Source organism: Halococcus sp. PRR34 (genome assembly GCF_028617175.1).
Lineage (GTDB): Archaea > Halobacteriota > Halobacteria > Halobacteriales > Halococcaceae > Halococcus > Halococcus salifodinae.
Map to the genome: position 1 here is coordinate 1 of NZ_JAQJDA010000007.1, position 25,561 is coordinate 25,561.

The window sequence follows — 25,561 nt, forward strand, 5'->3', positions numbered from 1 at the left end:
CCCTTCCTTTCAGGTATCAGCTACGGCTTCTTGCCGACGGGTATCGTCCCGATTCTAAAGGATTCTGCGACGCGACCAATGTGTTTGACGGCAGGGCGGGCGACGTGCCGACGACGAGAGCGGATTTCCGGAGGACGGTCTGACGGATGGTCGCGGCCGGAACGGCAGCCGTCCTCGTCGTCGCGACCGTCGCCAGCCTGTTCATGGCGTGGACCATCGGCGCGGGATCGTCGGGATCGACACCCTTCGCGCCCGCCGTGGGCGCACGCGCCATCTCGGTGATGCGCGCGGGCTTTCTCGTCGGCATTCTCGGCTTCCTCGGTGCGGTGCTCCAGGGCGCGAACGTCGCGGACGCGGTCGGCACAGGACTGGTCGGCGGGATCTCGCTCTCGCCGACGGCGTCGACGGTACTCCTCCTGCTCGCGGCGGCGCTCGTCGCGGTCGGCATCTTCACCGGCTATCCGATCGCCACCGCGTTCACCGTGACGGGAGCGGTCGTCGGCGTCGGGCTCGGGCTCGGTGGCAGCCCCGTCTGGCCGAAGTACGTCGAGATCGGCACGCTGTGGCTGCTCACGCCGTTCGTCGGTGGCGGTATCGCATACGTCACCGCGCGGACGCTCCGCCACGAGGCGATCCCCGAGCGCTACACCGTCCCGGTCCTCGGCGGGATCGTCGGTCTCATCGTGGCGAACGTCCCCTTCACGCTTCTCGGCTCGGACTCCGGCGGGGCGTCGATCGCCGCCGCGGTGGCGACGGATCTCCCGCTATCGACGACGATCGGGACGGGACTCGTGTCGGTCGCCGTCGCCGGTCTCGTCGCAGGCGCGCTCGTCTGGGACCTCAGCTCGGGCGTCGACAGCGCCGAACGCCACTTCCTGCTGGCGCTCGGCGGCCTCGTGGCGTTCTCGGCTGGCGGGAGCCAGGTCGGGCTCGCGGTCGGCCCGCTGCTCGCCGCGTTTCAGGGAACGACCCTGCCGTTTTCGGTGTCGTTGCTCGCGCTGCTGGTGTTCGGCGGGATCGGCCTGCTCGCCGGATCGTGGATGGGCGCGCCCCGGATGATCAAGGCGATCGCGCAGGACTACTCCTCGCTCGGGCCGCGGCGATCCATCGCGGCGCTCATCCCCTCCTTCGCGATCGCCCAGACGGCGGTCGTCTTCGGGATCCCGGTGTCGTTCAACGAGATCATCGTGAGCGCGGTGATCGGTAGCGGCTTTGCGGCCGGTGGGGGCGGCGTCAGCGCGCGGAAAATGGGCTACACCGTGCTCGCGTGGATCGGTTCGCTCGTGCTGGCGCTGGGGGCGGGCTACGCCGTGATCACCGCGATCGAACTGCTGTGAACGGTTCGTCCTGACGGACCGTCCGCACGCTGCCTCGCGGAGCGCGTCGGCGTTCCCGGCGGAGCGGCGGTCTCGGTCAATCGTCGTCTCTTGGGCCGGCCTCCTTGATGTTCACCGGCTCACGCTCGCGACCACCCTCCCAGCCGACGAGCCACTCGCGCAGCGAGAGTCCACGGACTTCGGGGAAGCGCTGGCGTTCGGTCTGCCCGTAGTTCACGAGCGCCACCAGGAAGACGCCGCCGACAGTGTTGCCAAGCAACACCGGAAGCCAGAACGCGTAGCCGACGGTGAGGAGTCCGGCTTCTCCGATGAACACGAAAAAGAGCGCGTCCGCCGCAGTGGTGACGACGTGATAGAGCTCCGCCGCGGCGATCGTGTAGAACACGATGTAGATGAGGAACAGGCGCGTGACCGAGTCCTGGACGGCGTGACCGAGCCACACCACGCCGGCAACGAGCCAGCCCGCGAACAGTGCCTTGAAGAACACGTCCCACCAGGCGGTTTCGAGTCCCGTCCGGGTGAAATCAGCACCTGCTTGCATTGCCGCGGTCGAGAGCACGTGACTGTTGGCGAGGACGAACACGCCGAGAGCGGCTCCGAGGACGTTGCCGAGCAGCACGACGACCCAGACGCGCACCATCATCGGCAGGCTGGCGAGGCGAGCCAGCACCAGCGCCACGGGCGGTAGCGTGTTCTCGGTGTAGAGCTGGTAGCGCCCGAGGATAATGTAGATGAAGCCGATCGGATACAAAAGGGAGCCAAGCAGCGTACTCTCGGGGAAGTACGCGCTCACCGCCGCGTGACCGACGAACGTGATGACGATGGCAAAGCCCGCGGCGAGGCCGCTGAAGAACAGTTCGCGGGTGCCGGTGGCGACCTCCTCGTCGGCGGTGGCGAGCACCCGTTGGAAGATCTCCTCCGAGGAGAAACGGTCGCCGATCGCCCAGCCGGCGTCGGGCGCACCCGAGGCGGCGTGATCGGTCGACTCGGCGATCGCCCCGCCCGCGTCGTTGTCGTCGTTCATCGGTATCGCTGCTGGTGGGGATCGCTCATATGTTTTCGGGGGTGTAGCGAGGTCACGATCGGTAGCGATCCGTTTTGATTCGTGAAACCGACGACCGATCCCCACCTTACGTCGTCGTTTGTCCCGTAGCGGTGACTCGCACAAAGCGCTTTTCCCGGCGTTCGCGGCCAAGTCTTGTGCGATCACGAGCCCGCCACGAACAGGGGATCGACCGATCGCCGAACGCGCGGATTTATCCCGGCCGACGGCCGATTCCCTCGTATGTCGACGTCGGACGGGGAGCGAAGTGAGCGGACGGCGACCCCGACGCGGGCGTTCGTTCCCGGTCATATCACGGGATTCTTCAGCGTTCATCCTCACGACGATCCCCGCAAGGCGGGGTCGCGGGGAACGGGGCTCGCGCTCGCCGACGGCGTGATGGTTACGCTCACGCCAGCGAACGAAACGGCCGCGACGACCATCACCCTCGGTGGCGAACCCGCCGAGATGGACGCCGTGACGCGCACGCTCGACACGCTCGGAGTCGACGCTCACGTTGCCGTCGAGACGCCGTTGCCGGTGAGCGCTGGCTTCGGCGTCTCGGGCGGCGCGGCGCTCGGCGCGGCGCTCGCGGCGAACGCCTGCTTCGACCTCGAACGTACCGAGAACGAGCTGGTCGGCGTGGCTCACGCCGCGGAGGTCACCGCCGGAACAGGACTCGGCGATGTGGTGGCACAGGCGCGTGGTGGCGTGCCGATCCGGATGGAGCCGGGCGCGCCGCCGCACGGCGCTCTCGACGGGATTCCGGTTCGGGCTGACAGGCGGGTCGAGTTCGTCTCGTTCGATGGGCGTTCGACCGAGGCGATCCTCGGCGGCGACACCGACGGGCTCTCGGCGGCCGGCGAGCGCGCACTCGCCACGCTCCGCGAAGGACCGACACTCCAACGGATGGTGTCGTGCTCGGCAGCGTTCGCTCGCGAGGCCGAGCTGCTGACCGAGCGGGTCGAGACCGCCATCGGGGCCGTCGAGGCCGCGGGCGGCGCGGCGTCGATGGCAATGCTCGGTGAAACGGTGTTCGCGCTCGACACCGGCCTCACCGACGCGGGCTACGAGCCTGCGACCTGTACGATCCACCCTCCGGGTGCGGGGATCGTCGGGATCGACTCTCGATGACTGTTTCCGGCTGCCGCCAACACGGGGTGTTTTTGTCGCTCACCGGCCGAACGGTCGTATGAGCGAGGAGCCGCAGATTCCCGTCGATCCGGACGACGAGACGGCGATCCCGGAGTCACACCCCCGCCACGAGTCGCTGCTTGCGCGTCATCGGATCGAGGACGGTGTCGAGAAAGGCATCACGTCGCGTCAGGGACTCATCGCTCAGGGGCGCGGCGAGGCGTACGACTACCTACTCGGCGAGCGCACCATCGAAAGTGCCGACGCGGCCGCCCGCGCCGCCGCCGCGCAGTTCCTGCTCGCCGACCACCCCGTGATCTCCGTGAACGGCAACGTCGCGGCGCTGTGTCCCGATGCGGTGGTCGACCTCGCACAAGCGACGGACGCAGACATCGAGGTGAACCTCTTCAATCGCACCGAGGAACGGATGGCAGCGATCGCCGAGCACCTCCGCGAGCACGGTGCGAGCGAGGTGCTGGGGCTCGCGGCCGACGCGCAGATTCCAGGGCTAGATCACGCTCGCGCGACGGTCGACGCCGACGGTATCCACGCCGCCGACGTCGTGCTCGTTCCGCTGGAGGACGGCGACCGGGCGGCAGCGCTCGACGCGATGGGCAAAACCGAGATCGTGATCGATCTCAACCCGCTCTCGCGCTCGCCTCAGGTCGCGGACGTCCCGATCGTCGACAACCTCGTGCGTGCACTCCCACTGATCGCGGAGTACGCCCGCGAGCTGCGCGACGACTCACGAGAGGAGCTCGAAACCGTCGTCGAGGAGTTCGATCGCGAGGCGGCGCTCGACGCGGCCGAGCGGACGATCCGGTCGAGTACGACCGACTGACTGCGGGACGAACGTCGCCAATCTCGCCGCGAGACCGGTGAGCTGCGGGAACGAGCTGAGGAGACTTTCATTCGCAGGCGACAGGGTTAGGCCCGAAACAGCCACACTACGTACTACCGACATCTTGCACTCGATGCGAGCGAGACTGGCCGCGTCGTCGATTTTACGGTCTCGCGTGAACGTCGGTCGCGGTTCGTATCGGAGCGTGCGCCAACCAACCGATGGTCGAACGGTGACAAAAGTGAACGATAATCCATTATCGAAAGACGAGACGACAAGTTCGTCGCGCCGACGATTCCTCCAAGCGTCGGCCATTGCGGGAACCGGCGCGTTAACCGGGTGTCTCGGTGCCGCGTCCGGCACCGGGCAGACACTGACGATGGGTTACCAGCCGTTCTCCGCCCACGCATGGGAGGCGCTCGTCATGAAACACAGCGACATCCCACAGAAGTACCTCCCCGAAGGATACTCACTGAACTGGCAGTCGGCGCTTCAGGGGGCGGTCATCGGCAACCGAATCAGCGTCGGCAAGAACCAGGCGGGCTGGATGGGCGACATGCCGGCGCTGACGACCATCGCCCAGAACGAAACCCCGGCTAGCCTCGTCGGGCTCGCGAACTGGTCACGGGGCCAGCAGTGTAACCTTCTGGTCGTCCCGAAGGGCTCCGATATCGAACGGACCACCGACATCGACGGTGAGACGGTCGGCGTCACGGTCGGGGCGTGTTCTCACCGGTATCTTCTCCGGGTGCTCGAGGAGGAAAGTATCGATGTGACCGTTGAGGATACCGGTATCTCGACCATTCTCGCCAATCTCCGAGAGGGCCGAATCGCCGCGGGAGTCGGCTGGGAACCCTCGATCGCGAAATCGGTCTTCCAGGACAATCTCACCCGATACGTCTCGACCGGTGCGGAGTACAACGTGATCGACGCCGGCGGGATCCCGATGACCGACGACCTGATCGAGAACCACCGAGAGGCGGCGAAAGGGATCCTGAAGGCCGAGCTCGAAGCGACCCGGGTGCTCGCCACCGACCACGAGCGGACCCTCGACCTGGTTGCCCAAGAACAAGACCTCCGATATTTCAACCGACCGACGCTTCGTTGGGGCGTCTACAAGGACCCACCGATCGGCGAGGACGTCCAACGGCTGCGGTACGCGACCGACTACGAGCAAACGGAGGAGCCGGGTCGGTTGATGAAGGAGACCGCACCGGCCTTTCTCACCCGCCAGGGGGCGCTCGAAGCGCCGCCGTCCGACGATCGGTACAAGCCGGAGCTACTCAACGAGGCAGCAGCCGAACTCGACGACGCGGTGGAGTGGGCGCCGCGATCGGCCGGCAACAGCTCCACCGCGACGAACGGCTCGGCGATCGGCAACGCGTCCGGAGGGTCACGATGAGTACGCAGTCGATGACCGAACGGATCGGCGACCGGTTCGCGGAGAGCCTTCCATCGCCGACAAGGGGGTTCCGGAAGCTCCTCTCGCTCGTGGGGTTCGTCGCGGTCTGGTGGCTGTGCTACCGGTTCGGTGTGCTCAACTTCGATCACTTCGCCAGCCCCGTGACGACCCTCGTGGAGTTCGCCGGTGCGCTCGCCGGCCAACCCCTGACCGAGGGTGGCGACACCATCTATCTCCACGCCGTCTACTCGGCGGCACGGGTAGCGATCGGCGTCGGGTTCGCGGCCGTGTTCGCGATCCCGGTCGGGCTGGTCGTGGGCACGAGCCAGCGGTGGGAAAACCTGCTGTACCCCGCACTCGAGGCGTTTCGGCCGATCCCGCCGATCGCGTGGCTCCCGATCGCCATCATCGTCTTCCCGACGCTCGCGCTGGGATCGGTTTCGGTGCCGCTGCCCGCGCTGTTCGTCGTGTTCGTCGGGGCGTTCTTCCCGATATTCACGAACACCATCGAGGGCGCACGGAACATCGAGACCGAGTACCGCCGGGCGGCGGAGAGCCTCGGTGCATCCTCGGGAGATGTTTTCCGCCACGTGGTGCTGCCGGCGACGCTGCCGTCGATCATCACCGGGCTCTCGCTCGGTGTCGGGTTGGGCTGGATCACGGTCGTCGCCGCGGAGCTGCTCACCGGTGGTCCCGGACTCGGTTACATCATCATGCAAGGATCGCGATTGTTGCAGAACCAGATCGTCGTCATCGGCATGCTCGCCGTCGGCGCGCTCGGCTATGCGTCGTCGCTGCTGGTCGAGCGTCTCGGCCACTGGCTGATGTCGTGGTCCACGACGGAGGAACGATCATGAGTGAACGTGACCCCACCAACGCTCGTACCGCCACGGACGAACAACACACCGACGCGACCAACGATGCCGACGCGACCGACAAGGAGTTCCGGTCGTGGACGGAGTCGAGCGGGACCGGCACCGTCAATATCAAAGACATGACCAAGGTGTACGGCACCGACAGCGGCGAGTTGACGGCCGTCGACTCGATGGATCTCCATATCGAGGCCGAGGAGTTCGTGACCGTGCTCGGCCCCTCGGGCTGCGGGAAATCCACCGTGATGGAGTGTATCGCGGGCTATCTCGACCCCACCGAGGGCGAGGTGCTGGTCAACGGAGATTCCGTCGACGGGCCCGACCCCACCCGGGGAGTGGTCTTCCAAGAGAACCGACTGTTCCCCTGGAAGACGATCACCGAGAACGTCCGGTTCGGTCCCCAGATGCGCGACGCGGTCGACCAGAGCCGGATCGACAGGCTGTTCGATCAGATGGGGTTGGAGGGGTTCGAGGATTCCTATCCACACGAGCTCTCCGGCGGGATGCAACAGCGCGCCGAGCTCGCCAGACTGCTCGCGAACGACCCCGACATCATGCTGATGGACGAACCGTTCAGCGGGCTCGACGCGATGACCAAGGAGCTGATGCAGGAGAAGCTGCTCGACGTCTGGGAGGACGACGATAGAACCGTGCTCTTCATCACCCACGACGTGGAGGAGGCAATTCTGCTCGCGGATCGGGTGGTCGTGATGACCGCCCGCCCAGGGCAAGTGAAGGACGTCATCGACGTGGATCTCGATCGGCCGCGTGACACCGACATGGTCACCACCGACCGTTTCAACGAACTCCAGCGCCGCGCCAGCGAGAGCATCCACGACGAGGCCGAACGCGCGATGGAGCAAGCGGAGGGACGGGCCTGATGGAGTACGTCCGGCGCGCCGAGCAGTCGGTGTCGCTGCTGGCGCTGCTCGCGGTCTGGATCGTCGCGACCATGATCGTCGGCGCAGTACCGAGTCTTCCCACGCCACCGGAGGTAGTGGTGGCGTTCGTCGACGCGGCGACCGGAGCGTCGTTCTGGGAGGAGGTCCTGTTGAGCACGTTTCGAGTGTATCTCTCCTTCGTGATCGCCGCGGTGGTCGCGATCCCGCTGGGGCTGTTGATCGGGCGAAGCGCGGTCGTCGAGGACCTCGTCTTTCCGTCGCTCGAAGTGCTCCGCCCGATCCCGCCGATCGCGTGGTTCCCGGCGCTGACGATCATCCTGATCAACCCCGCGAACATCGTCCGCTTTATCATCTTCCTCGCCGCCTTCTTCCCGATCCTCCTCAACACGATCGAAGGGGTTCAGGGCGTCGAGGAGGAGTTCTCACAGGCGGCCAGCTCGCTCGGGGCCTCCTCGTCACAGACCCTGCGTCACGTCGTTTTGCCCGGTGCGCTCCCCTCGATCTACACGGGACTCGTCAACGCGATGGGGTTGGCGTGGGTCAGCCTGGTTGCCGCGGAACTGCTGTCGAGCACCGGTCTCGGCTACTTCATCTGGAACGCCTTCACCGCCGGTGAGTACCCGAACGTCGTCGTCGGGATGGTCGCGGTCGGCCTACTGGGGTACGCCTCCTCGACGCTGATCCGGTGGCTCGGTGCCCGACAGTTGCCGTGGCTCCAGTCCGCGGCGGCGTGACATCGTCCACCGGATCGTGTTCACATCGAACACCGGTACTCACCCCGAGACGTTCCGGTCGCTCTCGGGCAGGCGACTCCCGTTCACGGCGTAGATCGTCACGTCGTCGGCACTGAACGCGACTGTGACGCCGGGAAGCCCATCGAACGGCCGGATATCACCGTAGCGATCGCGTTCGGCCGGCCCGACGTACACGTACTCCACGTCGTGCCGAGAGAGCAGTTCGGCTCGCCAGCCGTCCGAGCCGAGGTAGACGGTGTTGACTGCTCGGACGCGATCGACGTACGCCTCCCGGCTGCGGTACTGGATCTCGTGGGAGACACCGGCGATCGTCGGGAAGCCCGTGAGGCTCGACGCCGGACTGGCGCTCCAGTCGTAGACCGCGATACCGGGTGCGGCGACGATCGTCGGCCGGCCGGAACGGTCGTCGAGCCAGCGGATGGCGGCGACCTGATTAGGAATGTTCTCCTCGGCCGCGGCGAGGCCATCGAGCGTCGAGCCGCCGGTGTCGGGATCGTCGAAGTGGCCCTTGAGTGCAACCCCGCCGTAGACCACAGTCGAGATCACGAGCAGCGCGGCGAGCACGGCACCGACTTGCTGGCGGCGACGGCTCCACGACCACTCGCCCCGCCCACGGACGAGCCGCGGGAGAAGGACCCCGGTCGCGCTCGCCCAGAGGATCCACGTCGGCATGTAGGTCTTGACGACGGTGTTGAACCGGCTGCCACCGCCCTCCCTGACGTACACGAGTTCGGCGAAAAGCACGAGCCCGAGGCCGGCGACCACGAGCACGCCCTCGTAGCCGACATCGCGATCGGTGGCGAGGGCGTACCAGCCCACGGCGAGCAGCGGGCCGAACAGCGCGAACGGCGCGAGCGGCGCCGGAGCGACCGCGACGAGGACGAGAAAGGCGAGCAGACCGGCGGTCACGACCGACGTCGCCACGCGGCCGCGGAGCCACGCGAACGAGGTGGCGACGAGCACCGCGAGGAACGCCCCGTGGACGAGCAGCAACGACCCGAGCGAACTGCGTGCGGCGGCTTCGAGGACGACGATGGGCGTGCTCGGGCGCGACCCCACCGGCCCGAGGAGGAAGGGGAGCGCGACGAGCACCCCGATGACCCCCGCACCGACCGTGATCCCCGTCGCCCCGATCGTCCGGGCGAGCGTGCCGCGCACCATGCTGCGAGACGTGTCGGACCCTGGGTTGCCGACGAACCGATCGACAGCCGTGGCCGTGATCGCCGGGAGCAGCGAGCGCAGTTCCGCATCGGCAAACGTCAGCGAGAGCCACAGCAGGCCGAGGACCGTCGGGAAACTCCACGTGTTGACGACGGCCATGAACCCGCCGACGATGGGAATCGCACCGAAGACCACCGCGCGACGACGGCGGACCGCGGTCGCGGGCGTGCGGTAGTAGGCGTAGCAGAGTCCCGCCACGACGAGCAGAAAGGGCGTACTCAGGAGGTAGGGCCGGATGTCGCCCCGCACGATCCCGAACAGCGGAAACGGGTCGTACGTCAGAGGAATGATCCGACTGGCGACCTTGTAGTTGTACCCCTGGGGGATCGGTTCGAGGACCCACTCGGTCACGAGCTGTGAGTGGGCCGCCGCGAACGCCGTCGCGGCCTCGTCGCGGATCGCCGCCGGAAGCCGCCGCACCAGCAACCGGATCGCAGTCGAGGGGTTGCTCGCACAGACCGTGAAAAAGACTGCCGTGACACCGGCGATGACGCGCTCACGGCGATCATACAGTCCGGTCGTGACACGACCGCCGGTCGAGCGCGAGTCGACGGCCGAGTCGGCGGTAGTGACCGAGTCGGCAGTGATGGCCGAATCCGGACCGGCCGACCCGTGTGAGGCAGACTGTGAGCCGATCGAATCGTCGCCGGATCGGCTGGCCGCGATCGAGCCCGCGAGTTCGTACGCTCCAGCCGCGAGCGTCCCGAAAAACACCGCCATCGAGAGATTGAATCCGAACCACGGATGAGTGCCCGTGAGTCGGGTCAACAGCGACGCGAGGAAGTGACCGCCGTAGTAGTAGATCAACGACTCCCCCGCAAACCAGAAGTCCTCCGGCGGTAGCTGCGGGGCACGGTACAGCGAGGCCACCAATCCGAAATCGAGGAACTTCTCGCCGCCGGGCGTGATTCCCGGCTCGACCGACCGCACGACGAGAACACCGAGGTAAACGACGGTGAACACCACGAGCGCCTCGGTAGCCGCCCGGCGGTCGATGGCGACGCCTGCTCGTACCGCGAGCACCGCCGCGACCGCGAGCGCCACGAGGCCAGCCCCGAGAGCCACCCACCCAAGCGCGAGGTGGCCGACCCAGAACGCGACGAGCGTCACGATCGTCAACGCGATGCCGAGCGAGAACCCTGCGCCGCGGCCTGGCAGCGTCGAGCAAAGCCACGCGGCGACCGGCAGGCCGAACAGCGCGAGCCCGACGACAGCCACCCACCACACCACGACGAGGCCGTACTCCATCCGTCCGAACGGTAACCGCAAGCCCGTAATACGCTTTTGCTTGCCGGGCCGACACCGCTCGAACGGGATCGGAACACCAACCCGGCTGGTAGCGTTCCCAACCCGTCCCGAGGGGTATATAGCGCAATTACAACGACTTAAGCCCGACTCGTAGGATGGTTCGTCCAGCATGGCACAGTCCGATGACGCATCCGGCGTCGAACGGGGCGAATCGTCGTTCAGGGAGTACGTCCTCGGCGTGCGAATCACGGAACACGTTTCGGCGACCGGCGAGGGGCCGCGCTATCGGTTCGAAGCGCCACACCACGACGGGATCACCTTCGACGATCCCGACCTCGCGGAGTTGTACGCCGCCGTCTACTTCGACGTGAACGGGTTCCAGGAGGAAGGAACGGGTGTGCGGGGCGTCCCACCGGCAATCATCCAGGCCGGTCGTGACACGCTCGCCGCGTATCTCCTCACCCAACCCGAGACGGACGTCAACTGGGTCGCGTCGTTCTACGGCGTGAAGCCCAGCAAAGTCGAGCGCTACACATCGTGGGTTCGCGAACGCGCCGCGGAGATACGGGCGGGAGCGGCGGAGCGCGGTATGGAGTGATCGTCTGCCCTCTCGAAGGAGACGACGGCTTCCGTCAACGGTGCACGATCACCACGGCTGCGATGGGGATTGGCCGAAGTCATCACACGTTGTGCTTTTGCGGAATGACTACCTGTTGAAATCGGCGTGCGAGATACAGAGGATCTATCTCGCATCTGGTCTCTGTCGCAATCTCATACCATGAGGTTATCGAGCCTGCAAGACATGAACTAAAGCTCTCGTAGGCGTTCGGCGGTCCTTACGATTGTAATTCGACGGTGGGTCCAAGAGTCGACGTAAGTCCTACTCGTTGCCGGCGTCGGTAGAGATACCACACACAGACAGCTAAGGGAACCAGCGTGAGGCAAAACGCTATGATGCCCTGCGTGTTTACTGGCATGGTCGTTGCTGGAACGGCTACTGCGTAGAAATCGGTGGTGGCGACCTGTGGGATGTTCGAGAAGGTGATGGCAGGAATCATCGCCAGAATCGGGGCGAGGCCGAGAATTCCGTAGTGTATTGGCTTTGGTTCCCACTCTCGGTCAGCGATCATTATGGCTTTCGCGTCTCGATACAGAAAGATAGCGAGCAGCGGGAAGGAAAACAAGAGGATGAAACCGGTGATGGCGGCAAGCACTTTCGTTACCAATATCAACGGCATCTGGAGCGAGGGGATGACTAACGTTCCGATGAGGTAGTAGAGGTAGCTTATTACGTAGAGGATGGGGAAGTACCATGACCGGCTTATCATACCGAGTGTCGGCGGTTCTCTCCTTCAGATAATATATCTGTTGTTTTGGCTATCGAACCCCCTCTGTCAGTAATAGCAAGAGGGTTGGTGCAAGATACGCGCCCTGTATCTCGCACGCTGGATCTCACAACTGCTGGGGAGGACTCGCGCAAAACTACGGAGCTCTCCGATGACCCCTATAAAACCGCTTAGAGGTTCATGTTGATCGTCTTGGTCTGGGAGTAGTGGTCGAGGGTGTCTTCGGCCTGCTCGCGCCCGATTCCCGACTGCTTGTACCCGCCGAAGGGCTGGCCTGCCGGGAAGTCGTTGTACTGGTTGACCCAGATGTTGCCCGCCTCGATGTCCCGAGCCGCCCGGTTCGCCTTCGAGAGGTCGTTCGTGATGACGCCCGCCGCGAGGCCGTAGTCGACGTCGTTGGCGCGCTCCATCATCTCGTCGTAGTCCGACCACGCGAACACTTCCTCGACCGGGCCGAAGATCTCCTCCTGGACGGGGTCGGAGTCGTGATCGATATCGTCGATGACGGTGGGGACGACGAAACAGCCGTCGGCGAGCGCGTCGCTCTCGGGCTGGGACCCACCAGTCACGATCCGCGCGCCGTCCTCGCGCGCCTGGTCGATGTACGAGAGCGTGCGTTCGACCTGTTCTTCGGAGACCTTCGGGCCGAGTCGCGTGTCCTTCGAGAGTGGGTCGCCCATCTGAAGTCCCTCAGCAGCCTCCACAAAGGCGTCCATGAACTCCTCGTAGATGTCCTCGTGGACGAACAGCCGGGTGCCCGCAGTGCAGCACTCACCAGTGTTATAGAACATCGCGATCATCATCACGCGGACCGCCTGCTGGATGTCGGCGTCGGGGAACACCACGACGGGGCTCTTCCCGCCGAGTTCGAGGGTCACATCCGAGACGTTCTCGGCGGCGGCCTTCATGACCTCCTTGCCGACGGCAGTCGAGCCCGTGAAGGAGACCTTTCGGACGTCCTCGTGTCCGGTGAGCGGTGCGCCCGCCTCAGCGCCGTAGCCCGTGACGATATTGACCACGCCATCCGGAACCACGTCGTCGATCTCGCGAACGAGTTCGAGTACGGAGAGCGGCGTCTCTTCGGCGGGTTTGAGTACCACCGTGTTCCCGGCCGCGAGCGCGGGCGCGAGCTTCCACGTCGCGATCAGCAGCGGGAAGTTCCACGGCACGACCGCGCCGACCACGCCGTAGGGCTCGCGGATCGTCTGGATCGACTTGCCCGATCTCGACGGCACGGTGTCGCCGCCGTGGGTTCGGGTCGCGCCGGCGAAGTACCGGAACTGGTCGGCGACGAGGGCGACGTCCGCGCGCGCCTCGCGAATGGGTTTGCCGTTATCGAGACTCTCGATTGTGGCCAGTTCGCTCCGTCGGTCTTCCACTCGATCCGCGATCTCGTTCAGCACGCGCTGGCGTTTCGTGGCGTCGGCCTCGGACCACTCCGTCTCGTAGGCCTCCCACGCCGCCTCGACAGCCCGATCGACGTCCTCGCTGTTGCCGGCCTGGGCCTCGGCGAGCACTTCGCCCGTCGTGGGATCGCGCGTCTCGAAGGTCTCGCCCGACGCGCTCGCGACGAACTCGCCGCCGATGTAGTGCTGTGCGGGTTCGTCGGGAATCAACTCCGCGCGCGCCTCGCGGTGGCGCTCCCGGATCTCGTCGCGGCTCTCCTCCGGCGTGCGTGCGTCGGTGGACATGCGTCCCGCAAGAGTTGCCGGAGCGTGAAAAACCGTTCTGATAGTCGTTCCCACGGCCGTCCCTCGTCGTCTGTCACGCACGCGAGATCTGTCTACCGACTTGGATCCCGATAACCCGATCACCACTCTATTTTCTCACTGTATCCCGCCAGTATAAAATAAAAAATGATTTGATTTCGCTGTTAGAGGTCCGAGACTGTCATGCGACGACGAACCTTTTTGACCGCACTGGGAGCGACAAGCGCTACGGCGCTCTCCGGAGCAGGCGCAGCGTCCTCCCAGGAACTGCTGGCAACCGACGGGACGATACGACCTCTCGCGTTCGACTCGACGGCGAGCCTTCTCGACGGGAACGAACGACCCCTGACCGACGACTCGCTGGTCGCAGTCTGGGCCGAATCCACCGCGTACAATGGCGACGCGGATGGGAACGGTGACGCCGTTTCGTACCCCGATGGAACACCGATTCCCCTCGTAGCGAGCGACGACGGGATCGTGGGTTTCGGTGCGCCGATCGGCCAGGACGATACCGACTTCAACTACGGTAACGAGGAGTTCCTGCTCAACGTTCTCGATGCCGAGGCTGACGGCCCGACCGTCGTCTTCGACGAGGGGCACGGGCAGTTCTACGACACCGAGAAATTCAGCGCGTTCATCGGCTACGCCGAAGCGAACGGGTACGAAATCGCCGCGACCACGGACATCGCTGCCGACCTCACAGGAGCCGATGCGGCGATCGTCACCTCGCCTTCGGAGGTCTTCTCGGCCGCCGAACGCGACGCGCTCGTGGCGTTCGTCGCAAACGGGGGCACACTGCTGCTGTTCGATCAGTCGGATTTCAATAACTTCGACGCGACGGCGAACCTCAATGCGATCGCCGAAGCCATCGGCACGGGCTTCCGGTTCAACGACGATCAGGTGTACGACCCCGAGAACAACCTCTACGCACCCTTCGTACCGTTGACCTCGAACTTCAACACCGCGTTCGACTACTTTGCCGACCGTGAGGGCCTCGGCTTCGAACTCGATCCCTCGAAGACCTACACCGTCGAAGTCGTCGAAGTCACCGACGGCGACACGGTCGATGTCCGTTTCGAAGGGGGTCAGGAGACGGCCATTCGGGTGCTCGGTATCGACACGCCCGAGACGGGGAGTGCGACCAGCACCGAGCGCGCCGAGGAGTGGGAAGGAATCGAATCGTACGACTATCTCGAAGCTGCGGGCAACGCGGCCACCGCGTTCGCGAGGGGTGAACTATCGCCCGGGCAGCGAGTCGACCTCAGCTTCGACGCGAACGAGCCAGCTCGCGACGAGTTCGGGCGCGTGCTCGGCTACCTCACGTACGACGCCGATGGTTCTGGGAGTCGCGAGACACTCTACAACCACCGGGTGATCGACGCAGGTCACGCCCGCGTGTACGATTCCGGGCTGGCACGCCACGACGAGTTCCTCGCCGCTGAACTCGACGCCCGAGAGACCGGCCGAAACGTGTGGTCCGCGAGCGATCCAGCGAACGCCGAGTCGATTCGGAACGATCCCGTCGAGGAGCTCTTCGTCCCGCGGGCAGCCGCCATCGAGAGCGCGAGTGGCGATCTGAGTGGTCGTGTGCCCGTGCGTGCCGAGGCCACTGCCTCGACGCCGAACGCACCGCTCATCGCGGTCGACGATGACGCCGGGATCGCGATGGTCGGATCACCGTTCGTCGATGAAGCCTACGAGATCGCCGAGGGGTATCCAGTCGAGACGAATGGCTACGGCAACTACGTCTTCCTGACGCACTTGCTGTCGCGGACCGCCGCCACCGCCGGCCGCGGGCCTCCTCTCCATGCTGGGCCACCCGATACCCCTGGCAACGGTGGACCACCGCCTCACGCGGGGCCGCCGGACCGTGCTGGACCGCCGGAGAGGAACGCTTCTGACGAGTACGGGGAAGCACCAGTGCTCATCGACGGTGGCCACGGTCAGTTCGCCGCGAGCTATGCGCTCTCGGCCGAGGATGCCGCCTACTATCTGCGGTATCTCGAAGGGGTCGATATCGCGTTCGAAGGGGTCAACCAACTCGCAACAGGCTTCGGAGCTGAGCTACTCGGCAACGGCCGAGCACTGCTGATTACTGCGCCCACCGAAGCCTACACCGAGACCGAACTCGATGCTGTCCGTACGTTCCGGAAAGACGGTGGTGCCGTCGTCCTGCTCGGTGGGGCTGTCCCCGAAGTAGCCCGGACGAATCTAAACACGATCGCCGAAGCTCTCGGTTCGGACCTCCGCCTTGGTGGTGCGGTGACCGACGGCACGAACAACCTGAATGGCAATCCATCGGTTCCGATCACGACGAACTTCGGGGACCGATTCAACCTGTTCGACACCTACACCAACGAGACAGAGTACGGAAACCGGAAGGCTGGTTCCGGTCGCAGTCATCGAAAGGGTAGACGAAACGACTCATAGTTACGGCGACAGGCGTTGCCTGTCCGGCGAGGTGCACTTCGCTCACCTCGCTGGCTCCCAACGTCTTCGTCGCTCGCGGCTCGCTTCGCTCACCGCTCGCAAAACGAGGCCACTCCTTACAGTCGCGACCTCGCTACGGACTCAGCCGCTGACGGTCTCGCGGGAACAGCACCGCCTCCCGGATGTTCGGCAGGTCAAGCATCGTCATGACGAGACGCTCGGCACCGATCGCCCAGCCGGCGTGGGGCGGCATCCCGTACTTGAACATCTTGGTGTAGTACTCGAACGCCTCGGGGTCGAGCCCCTGCTGTTCGAATCCCTCGACGAGGTGGTCGTAGCGGTGCTCACGCTGGCCGCCCGAGACGAGCTCCATGTTCGGAGCCATCATGTCGAACCCCGTCGAAATATCCTGTCCGTCGTGATCCTTGATGTAGAACGGTTTGATCTCGCTCGGCCAGTCGGTCACGAAGTAGTGGCCGCCGACGTCGCTGCCGAGCGCCTTCTCGCCCTCGGTCGGGAGGTCGTCGCCCCACACCAGCTGCTCGTCGAGCTCGCCGGTGGCGTTGATCCGCTCGATCGCCTCCTCGTAGGTCAGTCGCGGGAACGCTTCCGCGGGAACCGAAAAGTCGTCGTAGCCGAGGGTGTCGAGCTGGTCGGTGCAGTTCTCGGCGACGCCTTCGTAGGCCGCGCGGACGACCTGCTCGCACGCGTCCATCGCCTCCTCGTGATCGATGAACGCCGACTCGAAGTCGATCGAGGTCGCCTCGTTGAGGTGGCGTGGCGTGTTGTGCTCCTCGGCTCGGAAGATCGGGCCGATCTCGGAGACGCGTTCGAGACCGCTGCCGACCATCAGCTGTTTGAACAGCTGCGGCGACTGGTTCATGAACGCTTCCTGCCCGAAGTAGGTGATCGGGAACAGTTCGGTCCCGCCTTCGGTGCCGGTGGCGACGATCTTCGGGGTGTTGATCTCGGTACAGTCGAGATCGCGGAACGCCTCGCGGGCCGCTCGAAGCACTTCGGCACGGATCTCGAAGATCGCGCGTGCCTCGCCACGTCGGAGGTCGAGCGTGCGGTTGTCGAGCCGCGTCGGAAGCTCGGCTCCGACTTTCTCGGAGGGATCGAGCGGGAGTTCGGGCTCGGCGGGCGCGATCACGTCGACCGTTTCGGGAACGATCTCGACGCCGGTCGGTGCGCGCTCTTCTTCTTCGACATCGCCGGTGACGGCGACCACGCTCTCGCGGGTGAGGTCGGTGCCGGCCTCGACGAGCTCCTCGTCCATCGCATCCTTCTCGAATTTGACCTGGATCTTCCCGGTGCGGTCCCGTACAATGAGAAAGGCGATCCCGCCGAGGTCGCGGATCTCGTGTGCCCAGCCCGCAACCGTCACCGACTCGCCCGGTGTGGCCGCGGCGGTGTGGGTTCGGTCCTGCATGGTGCGGAGTTTCGGAGCCGCGGTCTTAAACGCCGTCGGTTCGGTCGTAACCACCACGATTCGTCGCAGTCAGAAGTGTCTCGACGGCCGTTGCGAACGCCTCCTGTGAGTCGAAATCCATCTCCGTGGGGGCCTCCGGGATGGGAAGTGCGGCTCCGATGGTTCCGATAACCGCCCCGACCGCCCGCATGAACGGCGAATCGTCCTCGATGGCTGCCCACGACAGCTCGATGGTCATCTCACTTTCAGTTATGTGGATGCACTCGATACCAGCGATGGGATAACTCCCGTGTGTCGTGTATCTCTGGCGCTCTTCCCACGATTTCCCGGCGATGTCATCGGGATAGATGGAGAGATGGCCGTCAGTAATTTCGTACCATCGCTGCCCGTCGGTCCAGCGTCCGAGTGTTGCCAGCGGGACGAGAACCGCACCGCGCTCCTCGGCGAGCGTTCGCAGGTCGCGTTCGTAGTCCGGTCCGGCAACGGAGACGTTCACCCGCCCGTGTGTTCGATAGAGCCATGACTCGTCGGTATGGACCACGAACTCCCTCAATGGGACGTCGTTATCGAGTAGCGCCTCGGCCGCCGTCCGGCCATCAGGGAGCGACACGCGATAGGGGTCGCCGGCGAACGGTTCGTTGGACCACGACCGGGAATCGCTGTCAACGTGCTCAAAGCCGGCATGAGACGGTGATTCGACGCGCTCGGGGTCGAGTGCGACCGTCACTGCTGTGGCGTACTCCAGTGCGATTCTTGCGGCCGCGTTTCGGAGGGCGGTGCGACCCTCGGCACGACGCTGTTCGAGGAGATGGGTCTCCTCACGCTCCTCGGGTGGGCGCTCGTGCGGCTGTCTCGCTTCCTTGACCATCGGACTGTTCGTTTTTCCTGCTCACTCGATCGAAAGCTTCCCGCCCCCGCCAGCTCCCGACTCGCCTTCGTCCCATTCGATCTCGAACTCGACGCTCAACTCGTCCGGGCCGCTGCCGGTCTCGCGTTCGGCTTTGACCTCGAACGTCGGCCGGGCCGGCGGGGCGAGTGTCACGTGCTGGTCGCCGGCCTCAAGCCCGATCTCGTCGCCGCCGTCGAGTCGATCCGCCACCGTCCGCAGGTAGTTGGCGATCTCGCTCCGATCCATCGACTGCTCGGTCTCGAAAAGTACCTCCTCGGGCATACGCTTCCGTACGCGCCGATCGTATATGAATAGTTGTGTCGCTCGGCGTTCAGAAACCCTGCTCAGCGATCGGGTTCGATCCGCTCTTGACCGGCTTCTTTCGCCCCACGGACGGTCTCGCGGACGGCATCACAGCCCTCGTCGTGGACGAGATCGCCGACGATCACCGTGTCGGCGCGTCCGCCCATCTCGTGCGCGGTGTCGTAGTCGCCGATTCCGCCACCATAAAAGAGGGTGGCGTCGTCGAGCGCATCGCTCGCTGCGGTCACGACTTCGGGATCGCCGAACGTGCCCGAGTACTCGAGGTAGACGATCTCCTGGCCGAACAGCCGCTCGGCGATCGTGGCGTAGGCCGCGACTTCGTCGGCGTCGAGATCGCAGTTCGCCTGGGTGTACTCCGCCACCGACGAATCGGGGTTCAGCACGATGTACGCCTCGGTGTGAGTGCGGTCCCAGTCGATCTCGGTGTCCATCCGGGCCCACTCCTTGTGGACACCGGTCAGCCACGCGATATCGCCGGCATTGAACACGGTCGGAACCAGATACCCACTGAGCCCGTCGGTGTGGACCACGGTCCCCGGGTGGCTCGGCTCGATGTACACCGGCACGTCGTGCTCCCGGCCGGCGGCGGCACACGGCTCGATGACCTCGGTCATCTTTGCCTCGGTCATCCCGGTCGTGCCGCCGATCTCGATCGCGTCGGTCCCCGTCTCGCAGACGTCGGCGTAGCTCTCGCCGTCGACGAGGCTCTTGTCGGGGTCCAGCTTCACGATATGGTCCCACTCCGCCCACGGGGCACTCATACCATCCCAATTCCAGTGTGGCCTAAAACGTCTTCCGTAACGACGACGGGGCCGGTGGGGGAGAAACGCGGCTCAGTCCGCCTTCGCCTGCCACTTCCGAACGTTGTCGGCGCTCACGCCCTGGACCTCGGCGGCGAGTTGGTCGGCCTCGCCCTCCCGGAGATCGTCCAAACTGTCGATCCCGACGGCGGCGAGCTTCTCGGCGGTCTTTTCGCCCAGCCCGTCGAGGTCTTCGAGATCGGTGGCCGCCTGGCGCGCCTCGTACTCCCGGTAGTTACACACCGGGCAGCCGAGCTCCCACGGCTCGTCGCCCGAGTGGACCACGAGCTCCGGTAGATCGTGCTCTTCACAGTGCTCGTCGATGACCTCGATCTCGCCGCGGCGCGGGAGGGGTAAGGAATACTCGCAGTCCGGGTATCGGGTACAGCCCGCGAGGCGCGAGCCCGTCCGGAGCGATTTGATCGCGAGTTCGCCACTCTCCTCGTCGTCGCCCTCCCCATCGTCGCCCTCCTCACTGCCGCATTCCGGACACGCACCGATCACGCGATCCTCGGCCTCGTCGGCCTCTTTTGCGGCGCAGATCGGACAGCCGTGGGTAAACGTGTTCCGGCCGTCGAGCATCTTCACTTCTCGAAGTTCGTGCTCGTCGCAGGTTTCCTCCTGAATCACCGGTTTGCCCGACGAGGGCAACGGCAGGGTAAACTCACAGTCCGGATAACCGTCACAGCCGACGAAGTACGAACCGTGGCGGCTCCGACGGACGAGCAGCGCCGCCCCGCAGTCGGGACACGGCCCGAGAATTTTGTCGACCTTGAGGGAGTTCCGGAGGGAGTCACCGATCGCCTCGCGCGAGTCGTGGAGCTCCTCGAAAACGGTCGCGAGCATCTCGCGCGACTCGTCGGTCACGTCGTCGAGCGTCGCCTCCCCGGCGGCGATCGCGTCCATATCATCTTCGAGCTGTTCGGTCATCGCTTCGCTCACGACCTGTTCGGCGAAGCGCTTGCCCGCTTGGACAACCGCCTTCGCCAGCGTCGTCGGGCGCGGCGGGTCGTTCTCGATGTAGCCTCGGTCGTAGAGCTTCTCGATGGTGTTGTGGCGGGTCGCCTTCGTCCCGATCCCCATCGACTCCATCGTCTCGATCAGCCGCGACTGGCCGCGCCGGCGCGGCGGCTGCGTTTCCTTGGCCTCGCTTCGGACCTCACTCACCGGCAGCTTGTCACCCTCCTCGACGTCCGGCACGTGGTTCTCGGTGGAATCGACGTAGGGGTAGACCGCGTGATACCCCGCTTCCAGCAGGCGCTTACCGTTGGCCTTCAGTCGGTGGTCTCCGACTGCGGCGGTCACTCGGAGATGCTCCCACTCGGCTGGCTCGGCCACCGTGGCGAAGAAGCGCCGGACGACGAGTTCGTACACCGCGCGCTCGTCGTCGCCGAGTTCGGTGGCCGAGGGAAGTTCTCCCGTGGGGTGGATCGGCGGATGGTCGGTGGTCTCCTCGTCGCCCTCGGTGGGTGTCGGTTCGCCTTCCAGCAGCGTGTCGGCGTCGTCGCCGAACTCGGGGTGGTCGGTGAATTCCGAGAGCAGCTCCGCAACGTCGAGATCGTCGGGGTAGACGGTGTTGTCGGTTCGGGGGTAGGTGATGTAGCCTGCGGTGTAGAGGCTCTCGGCCAGGCTCATCGCGCGCTGGGCGGAGTAGCCGAGCGAGCTCGCGGCGCGGATGTACTGGGTGGTGTTGAACGGGGCCGGCGGGTCGTCAGTCCGTGTGCGTCGGCGGACTTCCTCGACTGCCGCTGTGCTCGCCCCGCGGAGGTCGTCGTAGACCGCTTCGGCCACGTCGCCATCCCAGACCCGCTCGGCCTCGCTGCCGTCGTCGTCGTAGAAGTACTGTGCCTCGAACGTCGCCTCGTTCTTGGTTAGGTCGCAGAACAGCTCCCAGTAGTCGTCGGGATCGAACGCCTCGATCTCGCGCTCGCGATCGACGATCAGCTTGAGGGTCGGCGACTGGACCCGCCCGACGCTGATGAAATCGCTGCCCATCTGTTTCGCCGACAGCGACAGAAAGCGGGTGAGTGCTGCGCCCCAGACGAGGTCGATCTCCTGGCGCGCCTCGCCAGCGGCTGCGAGATCGAAGTCGAGGTCGTCGAGGTTCTCGAACGCTTCTCGTACTTCGGGTTCGGCGAACGACGAGAACCGCGCCCGCCGGATCGGGGCGTCAGTCACCTCGCGCACGATGTCGTGGGCCTCCTTCCCGATGAGTTCGCCCTCGCGGTCGTAGTCGGTCGCGATGATGACGCCGTCGGCGTCCCGAGCGAGCAGCCGGAGGGTACTGACGATGTTCTCGCGGCTCTCGTGTGGCTCGACGACCACCTCGGCGTCGATGAGCTCGACGGGTTCGACGTCGCGCCAGTTCGAATACTCCGCCGGGAAGTCGTTCTCGACCACGTGGCCCGAGAGCCCCACGCACCGCCGGCCGCCCCACTTGTAGACGTTGACGCCGTTGCGCCGCTCGACGTCCGCGCTCTCGCCGCTCAGGATCTCGGCGATGTTTCGCGCCGCGGTCTCCTTCTCCGTGATGATCAGCTCCATCGAACGATCCCTCCCCCTCTCGTCATTGGGTCCGATAGGCCGATACGGCTTCTAAACCTTTCGCAAACCACGAGACTACGCGGGCGCGCTCGTACGCCTGTGCGGCCGCAGCGGCCGATCGGCCGGTTTCGCAGCGGCCGGTCGCTTGGATCACTCACCCGAGGTCGAACTGCTCAGCCGCGGTCGCCATGTCCTTGTCGCCGCGGCCGCTCAGGTTCACGAGGATCGTGTCGTGCTCGTCGGCGATCTCCTTCGTGAGCGCGAGCGCGTGGGCGGTTTCGAGCGCCGGGATGATCCCCTCGGTCTCGCTGAGCTCCCGGAACGCCGCGAGCGCGTCGTCGTCGGGAACCGCGCGGTACTCACACCGGCCGACGGCCTGGAACATCGCGTGCTCGGGGCCGACACCGGGGTAGTCGAGGCCCGCCGAGATCGAGTGAACCTCGGTGTCGTCGTCGAGTACCCGTGTTTCCATCCCGTGGAGCACGTCGTCGGTGCCCGCTGAGAGCGGCGCGGCGTGGCGCTTCGAGTCGCCGCCCTCGCCGCCGCCCTCCGCGCCGTAGAAGGCCACGGGATCGTCGCGGAAGGCGTCGAACAGTCCCATCGCGTTCGATCCGCCGCCGACACACGCCACCGCCGCGTCGGGGAGGTCGCCGGTTCGCTCCCGGAACTGCTCGCGGGCCTCGTCGCCGATGGTCGAGTGGAACTCTCGGACCATCCGCGGGAACGGGTCCGGCCCTACGACCGATCCCACCAGATAGTGGGTGTCGTCGACGTTCTGCGCGAAATCTTCGAGGGCGGCGTCGACTGCGTCCGCGAGGCCCGCCCCGCCGCGCGTCACTTCGTTGACTTCAGCGCCCATCAGCCGCATCCTGAAGACGTTCATCCGCTGGCGCTCGATGTCCTTCGTCCCCATGTAGATCTCGGTGTCCATGTCGAACAGCGCGCCCACCATCGCGGTCGCGGTGCCGTGCTGGCCCGCGCCAGTCTCGGCGATCAGTCGAGACTTGCCCGCCTTCTCCGCGAGCAGCGCCTGGCCGATCGCGTTGTTGATCTTGTGCGCACCGCCGTGGAGGAGGTCCTCGCGCTTGAGGTAGATCTCGGCCCCATAGCGCTCCGAGAGGCGCTCGGCGTGAAAGAGTGGCGTGGGTCGTCCTGCGAAGTTTTCGAGGATCGATCGGAACTCCGTCTGGAACTCGTCGGTGGTGGCGATCGAGTCGAACGCCCCGGCGAGCTCGTCGAGTGGCTCCACCATGACCTCGGGCACGTGTCGCCCGCCGAACCCCTCGAACTCGCCCGCGTGGTCCGCGTCGTCGTTGCTCATCGTACGCCATTCCTCGCCATTATCGTACAAAGAGATACCGGCTGTGCGATCCGTCGCTGGCGTCTCGCTCGCAGAACTCAGCCGTCGAGTTCGTCGCGGAGCAGTTGGTTCACCGTGCCCGGATCGGCGCTTCCTCCTGTGGCCCCCATGACCTGGCCCACGAGGAAGTTGAGCGCGCCGTCGTCGCCCGTGTGATAGTCCTCGACCGCACCCGGATTCTCGTCGATCGCTGTCCCGACAGCCCGTTCGATCTCGTCCTCGCCGGTGGCTCCGAGCCCCTCGCGCTCGATCACGTCGTCCGGGCTCAGTCCCTCGTCGAGCATCGCGCGCAACACGACCTCTTCGGCGTTCTTCTCGGTGATTTTACCCGTCTCGGCGAGCTCGACCAACCGGACGAACTCGTCGAGACGCCCCTCGATGTCCCCGATTTCCATGTCGCGGTAGTTGAGCTCCCCAAGAAGGGTGTCGGCGACCCACGACGCCGCGACGTCGGGATCGAAGCGGTCGGCCACCCGCTCGTAGAAATCCGCGACGTCGCGGGTGGAGGTGAGCTTTCGCGCGGCCGCCTGACTCAGCCCGTACTCCTCGCGGAACCGCTCGCGTCTGGCGTCGGGAAGCTCCGGAATCTCGATTTCGGTGGCCCGGTCGGCGACCTGGAGCACCGGGAGATCCGGCTCGGCGAAGTACCGATAGTCCTTCTCTTCTTCCTTCGAGCGCATCGAGACCGTCACGCCCCGCGACTCGTCCCAGTGGCGAGTCTCCTGTTCGATCGTCCGATCGCGCTGGAGCGCGTTGCGCTGGCGCGTGACCTCGTAGGCGAGCGCCTTCTCCGCGCCCTTGTGGCTCGAGATGTTCTTCACCTCCGTCCGGTTGGCCGCCGCGAGCGCCTCTTTCCCGATCGTGCCGTCGGCGGCGACTTCCTCGCCGGGCACGAGCGAGATGTTGGCGTCGACCCGGAGTGAGCCGTCCCGCGAACTGTCGAACACGTCGAGGTATTCGAGGACCTCCGTGAGCTTCGCGAGGAAGGCTCTGACCTCCTCGGGACCCCGGAAGTCGGGTTCGGTCACGATCTCCATCAGCGGGACGCCAGCGCGGTTGTAGTCGACGCGGGTGTACTCGGCGGTGTCGATCCCGCCGCTGCCGCCGGCGTGCTGGAGGCTGCCGGGGTCCTCTTCGAGGTGGGCGCGTTCGATCGCGATTTCCCGCTCGTCGTCCTCGATCGCGACGGTGAGTGCGCCGTTCTCGCAGAGCGGCGAGTCGTACTGGGTGATCTGGAAGTTCTTCGGGAGATCGGGGTAGTAGTAGTTCTTCCGGTGAAAACGGGTCGTTTCAGGCACGTCAGCGTCGATCGCGGCGGCGAGTTTGAGCCCGGCCTCGACCGCCGCCTCGTTCAGCACCGGGAGCGCGCCGGGCAGGCCGAGACACGTCGGACAGGTGTGTGAGTTGGGTTCGTCGTCCTCGAAATCCGTCCCGCAGCCACAGAATACCTTACTATCGGTTTCGAGCTGGACGTGGACTTCGAGCCCGATGACGACGGCGTGCTCGCGCGCCGCGGCGGCGTGGGCAGTCATTGTGCCCGTGTTCGTCCGCACCCGCTAAAACGTGACGCCATCGCCGTTCGACCCGATTCCACCACGTTTCGGGTCCGGAAATGACGGAAAGGCGACAAGCGTCTGACGCACGTTTATTGACGTGGGACGGGCTTTGAGAGGTATGTCGGGCAATCGCGTCGAGGAACTCGAAACGCGGGTCAACGAACTCAAGGCCACTGTCGATGGCCTCACCGAGGAGCTCGTCGAGACCAAGGATCGACTCCGCGAGCTCGAAGCCGACGATTCGGACGACTCCGAGGAGTACATCGAGGCCGGGGTCGGCACGACGCCCAAGACGGAAACCGATTCCTCCGAGGCAAGCGCCGTCGAGACCGCTGTCGAAGGAGATAAGCACACCGAAAACGAGGAGGAGAACACGACGGAGGCCGACGATATCATCGTCGCGTAACGCCCCCACGA

21 protein-coding genes are annotated in these 25,561 nt (G+C 65.5%); 10 read left to right on the forward strand and 11 right to left on the reverse strand.

Annotated features, from left to right (window positions below; genetic code table 11):
• Positions 1-146: 146 nt before the first annotated feature.
• Complete coding sequence (locus PHA81_RS10285; protein WP_005039141.1) at positions 147-1,337, forward strand: inorganic phosphate transporter; 1,191 nt, start codon at positions 147-149, stop codon at positions 1,335-1,337.
• Positions 1,338-1,413: 76 nt separating this feature from the next.
• Here PHA81_RS10285 and PHA81_RS10290 read toward each other — a convergent pair whose 3' ends face one another.
• Complete coding sequence (locus PHA81_RS10290) at positions 1,414-2,361, reverse strand: formate/nitrite transporter family protein (protein ID WP_005039138.1); 948 nt, start codon at positions 2,359-2,361, stop codon at positions 1,414-1,416.
• Positions 2,362-2,622: 261 nt separating this feature from the next.
• Here PHA81_RS10290 and PHA81_RS10295 point away from each other — a divergent pair, with 261 nt between their 5' ends.
• From PHA81_RS10295 to PHA81_RS10320, 6 genes are all read left to right on the forward strand, one after another.
• On the forward strand, positions 2,623-3,513 hold the full coding sequence (locus tag PHA81_RS10295; protein WP_005039135.1) for a GHMP kinase: 891 nt from the start codon (positions 2,623-2,625) through the stop codon (positions 3,511-3,513).
• A 58-nt stretch (positions 3,514-3,571) separates the two neighbouring features.
• Positions 3,572-4,354 (forward strand): 4-phosphopantoate--beta-alanine ligase, encoded by a 783-nt coding sequence (locus tag PHA81_RS10300; RefSeq protein ID WP_005039134.1) that lies wholly within the window; start codon positions 3,572-3,574, stop codon positions 4,352-4,354.
• Positions 4,355-4,778: 424 nt separating this feature from the next.
• Entirely contained in the window at positions 4,779-5,756 is a 978-nt protein-coding gene (locus PHA81_RS10305) for an ABC transporter substrate-binding protein (RefSeq protein WP_241430233.1), read from the forward strand.
• A complete protein-coding gene (locus PHA81_RS10310) occupies positions 5,753-6,613 on the forward strand; it encodes an ABC transporter permease (protein ID WP_049909789.1) in 861 nt (286 codons plus the stop codon). Before PHA81_RS10305 ends, PHA81_RS10310 begins: the two co-directional genes overlap by 4 nt.
• Positions 6,610-7,509: an ABC transporter ATP-binding protein gene (locus PHA81_RS10315; protein ID WP_005039126.1), complete on the forward strand. Its 900-nt coding sequence runs from the start codon at positions 6,610-6,612 to the stop codon at positions 7,507-7,509. Before PHA81_RS10310 ends, PHA81_RS10315 begins: the two co-directional genes overlap by 4 nt.
• The gene (locus tag PHA81_RS10320) at positions 7,509-8,264 is read left to right on the forward strand and encodes an ABC transporter permease (protein WP_005039124.1); all 756 of its coding nucleotides are present in this window, start codon (positions 7,509-7,511) and stop codon (positions 8,262-8,264) included. Before PHA81_RS10315 ends, PHA81_RS10320 begins: the two co-directional genes overlap by 1 nt.
• Positions 8,265-8,303: 39 nt before the next feature.
• Here PHA81_RS10320 and PHA81_RS10325 read toward each other — a convergent pair whose 3' ends face one another.
• On the reverse strand, positions 8,304-10,754 hold the full coding sequence (locus PHA81_RS10325; RefSeq protein WP_273836721.1) for a DUF2298 domain-containing protein: 2,451 nt from the start codon (positions 10,752-10,754) through the stop codon (positions 8,304-8,306).
• A 169-nt stretch (positions 10,755-10,923) separates the two neighbouring features.
• Between PHA81_RS10325 and PHA81_RS10330 the strand changes: the two genes are divergently transcribed.
• The gene (locus PHA81_RS10330; RefSeq protein WP_005039120.1) at positions 10,924-11,352 is read left to right on the forward strand and encodes a hypothetical protein; all 429 of its coding nucleotides are present in this window, start codon (positions 10,924-10,926) and stop codon (positions 11,350-11,352) included.
• 238 nt (positions 11,353-11,590) lie between these two features.
• Here the strand turns inward: PHA81_RS10330 and PHA81_RS10335 are convergent, their stop codons facing one another.
• Both PHA81_RS10335 and PHA81_RS10340 read right to left on the reverse strand, forming a co-directional pair.
• Complete coding sequence (locus PHA81_RS10335; protein ID WP_005039118.1) at positions 11,591-12,082, reverse strand: hypothetical protein; 492 nt, start codon at positions 12,080-12,082, stop codon at positions 11,591-11,593.
• 188 nt (positions 12,083-12,270) lie between these two features.
• Positions 12,271-13,791 carry an aldehyde dehydrogenase family protein gene (locus PHA81_RS10340; protein WP_005039114.1) on the reverse strand — a complete coding sequence of 507 codons (1,521 nt, stop codon included), beginning with the start codon at positions 13,789-13,791 and terminating at the stop codon, positions 12,271-12,273.
• A 201-nt stretch (positions 13,792-13,992) separates the two neighbouring features.
• On the opposite strand from PHA81_RS10340, the gene PHA81_RS10345 reads away from it, so the two are divergent.
• Positions 13,993-16,239 (forward strand): DUF4350 domain-containing protein, encoded by a 2,247-nt coding sequence (locus PHA81_RS10345; RefSeq protein WP_005039112.1) that lies wholly within the window; start codon positions 13,993-13,995, stop codon positions 16,237-16,239.
• A 133-nt stretch (positions 16,240-16,372) separates the two neighbouring features.
• Here the strand turns inward: PHA81_RS10345 and aspS are convergent, their stop codons facing one another.
• From aspS to gatB, 7 genes are all read right to left on the reverse strand, one after another.
• Entirely contained in the window at positions 16,373-17,671 is a 1,299-nt protein-coding gene (gene aspS / locus PHA81_RS10350; protein ID WP_005039110.1) for an aspartate--tRNA(Asn) ligase, read from the reverse strand.
• A 25-nt stretch (positions 17,672-17,696) separates the two neighbouring features.
• Positions 17,697-18,539 (reverse strand): hypothetical protein, encoded by an 843-nt coding sequence (locus tag PHA81_RS10355; protein WP_005039107.1) that lies wholly within the window; start codon positions 18,537-18,539, stop codon positions 17,697-17,699.
• Positions 18,540-18,560: 21 nt separating this feature from the next.
• Positions 18,561-18,842: an amphi-Trp domain-containing protein gene (locus PHA81_RS10360; RefSeq protein ID WP_005039104.1), complete on the reverse strand. Its 282-nt coding sequence runs from the start codon at positions 18,840-18,842 to the stop codon at positions 18,561-18,563.
• 62 nt (positions 18,843-18,904) lie between these two features.
• Positions 18,905-19,645, reverse strand: a complete 741-nt coding sequence (locus PHA81_RS10365) for a phosphoglycerol geranylgeranyltransferase (protein ID WP_005039102.1) — start codon at positions 19,643-19,645, stop codon at positions 18,905-18,907.
• A gap of 72 nt (positions 19,646-19,717) precedes the next feature.
• Positions 19,718-22,228 carry a DNA topoisomerase I gene (locus tag PHA81_RS10370; protein ID WP_005039100.1) on the reverse strand — a complete coding sequence of 837 codons (2,511 nt, stop codon included), beginning with the start codon at positions 22,226-22,228 and terminating at the stop codon, positions 19,718-19,720.
• Between the two features lie 154 nt (positions 22,229-22,382).
• Complete coding sequence (gene trpB, locus PHA81_RS10375; RefSeq protein ID WP_005039097.1) at positions 22,383-23,549, reverse strand: tryptophan synthase subunit beta; 1,167 nt, start codon at positions 23,547-23,549, stop codon at positions 22,383-22,385.
• A 77-nt stretch (positions 23,550-23,626) separates the two neighbouring features.
• Positions 23,627-25,120, reverse strand: a complete 1,494-nt coding sequence (gatB, locus tag PHA81_RS10380) for an Asp-tRNA(Asn)/Glu-tRNA(Gln) amidotransferase subunit GatB (RefSeq protein ID WP_005039094.1) — start codon at positions 25,118-25,120, stop codon at positions 23,627-23,629.
• Between the two features lie 142 nt (positions 25,121-25,262).
• On the opposite strand from gatB, the gene PHA81_RS10385 reads away from it, so the two are divergent.
• Positions 25,263-25,550: a bZIP transcription factor gene (locus tag PHA81_RS10385; protein ID WP_273836725.1), complete on the forward strand. Its 288-nt coding sequence runs from the start codon at positions 25,263-25,265 to the stop codon at positions 25,548-25,550.
• Positions 25,551-25,561 lie beyond the last annotated feature (11 nt).

What these genes read in the sequence shown, in the direction of transcription:
- PHA81_RS10285 (WP_005039141.1), top strand. Translation starts at nt 147, where the DNA reads ATGGTCGCGGCCGGAACGGCAGCCGTCCTCGTCGTCGCGACCGTCGCC.
- PHA81_RS10290 (WP_005039138.1), bottom strand. Translation starts at nt 2,361, where the DNA reads ATGAACGACGACAACGACGCGGGCGGGGCGATCGCCGAGTCGACCGAT.
- PHA81_RS10295 (WP_005039135.1), top strand. Translation starts at nt 2,623, where the DNA reads ATGTCGACGTCGGACGGGGAGCGAAGTGAGCGGACGGCGACCCCGACG.
- PHA81_RS10300 (WP_005039134.1), top strand. Translation starts at nt 3,572, where the DNA reads ATGAGCGAGGAGCCGCAGATTCCCGTCGATCCGGACGACGAGACGGCG.
- PHA81_RS10305 (WP_241430233.1), top strand. Translation starts at nt 4,779, where the DNA reads ATGAAACACAGCGACATCCCACAGAAGTACCTCCCCGAAGGATACTCA.
- PHA81_RS10310 (WP_049909789.1), top strand. Translation starts at nt 5,753, where the DNA reads ATGAGTACGCAGTCGATGACCGAACGGATCGGCGACCGGTTCGCGGAG.
- PHA81_RS10315 (WP_005039126.1), top strand. Translation starts at nt 6,610, where the DNA reads ATGAGTGAACGTGACCCCACCAACGCTCGTACCGCCACGGACGAACAA.
- PHA81_RS10320 (WP_005039124.1), top strand. Translation starts at nt 7,509, where the DNA reads ATGGAGTACGTCCGGCGCGCCGAGCAGTCGGTGTCGCTGCTGGCGCTG.
- PHA81_RS10325 (WP_273836721.1), bottom strand. Translation starts at nt 10,754, where the DNA reads ATGGAGTACGGCCTCGTCGTGGTGTGGTGGGTGGCTGTCGTCGGGCTC.
- PHA81_RS10330 (WP_005039120.1), top strand. Translation starts at nt 10,924, where the DNA reads ATGGCACAGTCCGATGACGCATCCGGCGTCGAACGGGGCGAATCGTCG.
- PHA81_RS10335 (WP_005039118.1), bottom strand. Translation starts at nt 12,082, where the DNA reads ATGATAAGCCGGTCATGGTACTTCCCCATCCTCTACGTAATAAGCTAC.
- PHA81_RS10340 (WP_005039114.1), bottom strand. Translation starts at nt 13,791, where the DNA reads ATGTCCACCGACGCACGCACGCCGGAGGAGAGCCGCGACGAGATCCGG.
- PHA81_RS10345 (WP_005039112.1), top strand. Translation starts at nt 13,993, where the DNA reads ATGCGACGACGAACCTTTTTGACCGCACTGGGAGCGACAAGCGCTACG.
- aspS (WP_005039110.1), bottom strand. Translation starts at nt 17,671, where the DNA reads ATGCAGGACCGAACCCACACCGCCGCGGCCACACCGGGCGAGTCGGTG.
- PHA81_RS10355 (WP_005039107.1), bottom strand. Translation starts at nt 18,539, where the DNA reads ATGGTCAAGGAAGCGAGACAGCCGCACGAGCGCCCACCCGAGGAGCGT.
- PHA81_RS10360 (WP_005039104.1), bottom strand. Translation starts at nt 18,842, where the DNA reads ATGCCCGAGGAGGTACTTTTCGAGACCGAGCAGTCGATGGATCGGAGC.
- PHA81_RS10365 (WP_005039102.1), bottom strand. Translation starts at nt 19,645, where the DNA reads ATGAGTGCCCCGTGGGCGGAGTGGGACCATATCGTGAAGCTGGACCCC.
- PHA81_RS10370 (WP_005039100.1), bottom strand. Translation starts at nt 22,228, where the DNA reads ATGGAGCTGATCATCACGGAGAAGGAGACCGCGGCGCGAAACATCGCC.
- trpB (WP_005039097.1), bottom strand. Translation starts at nt 23,549, where the DNA reads ATGAGCAACGACGACGCGGACCACGCGGGCGAGTTCGAGGGGTTCGGC.
- gatB (WP_005039094.1), bottom strand. Translation starts at nt 25,120, where the DNA reads ATGACTGCCCACGCCGCCGCGGCGCGCGAGCACGCCGTCGTCATCGGG.
- PHA81_RS10385 (WP_273836725.1), top strand. Translation starts at nt 25,263, where the DNA reads ATGTCGGGCAATCGCGTCGAGGAACTCGAAACGCGGGTCAACGAACTC.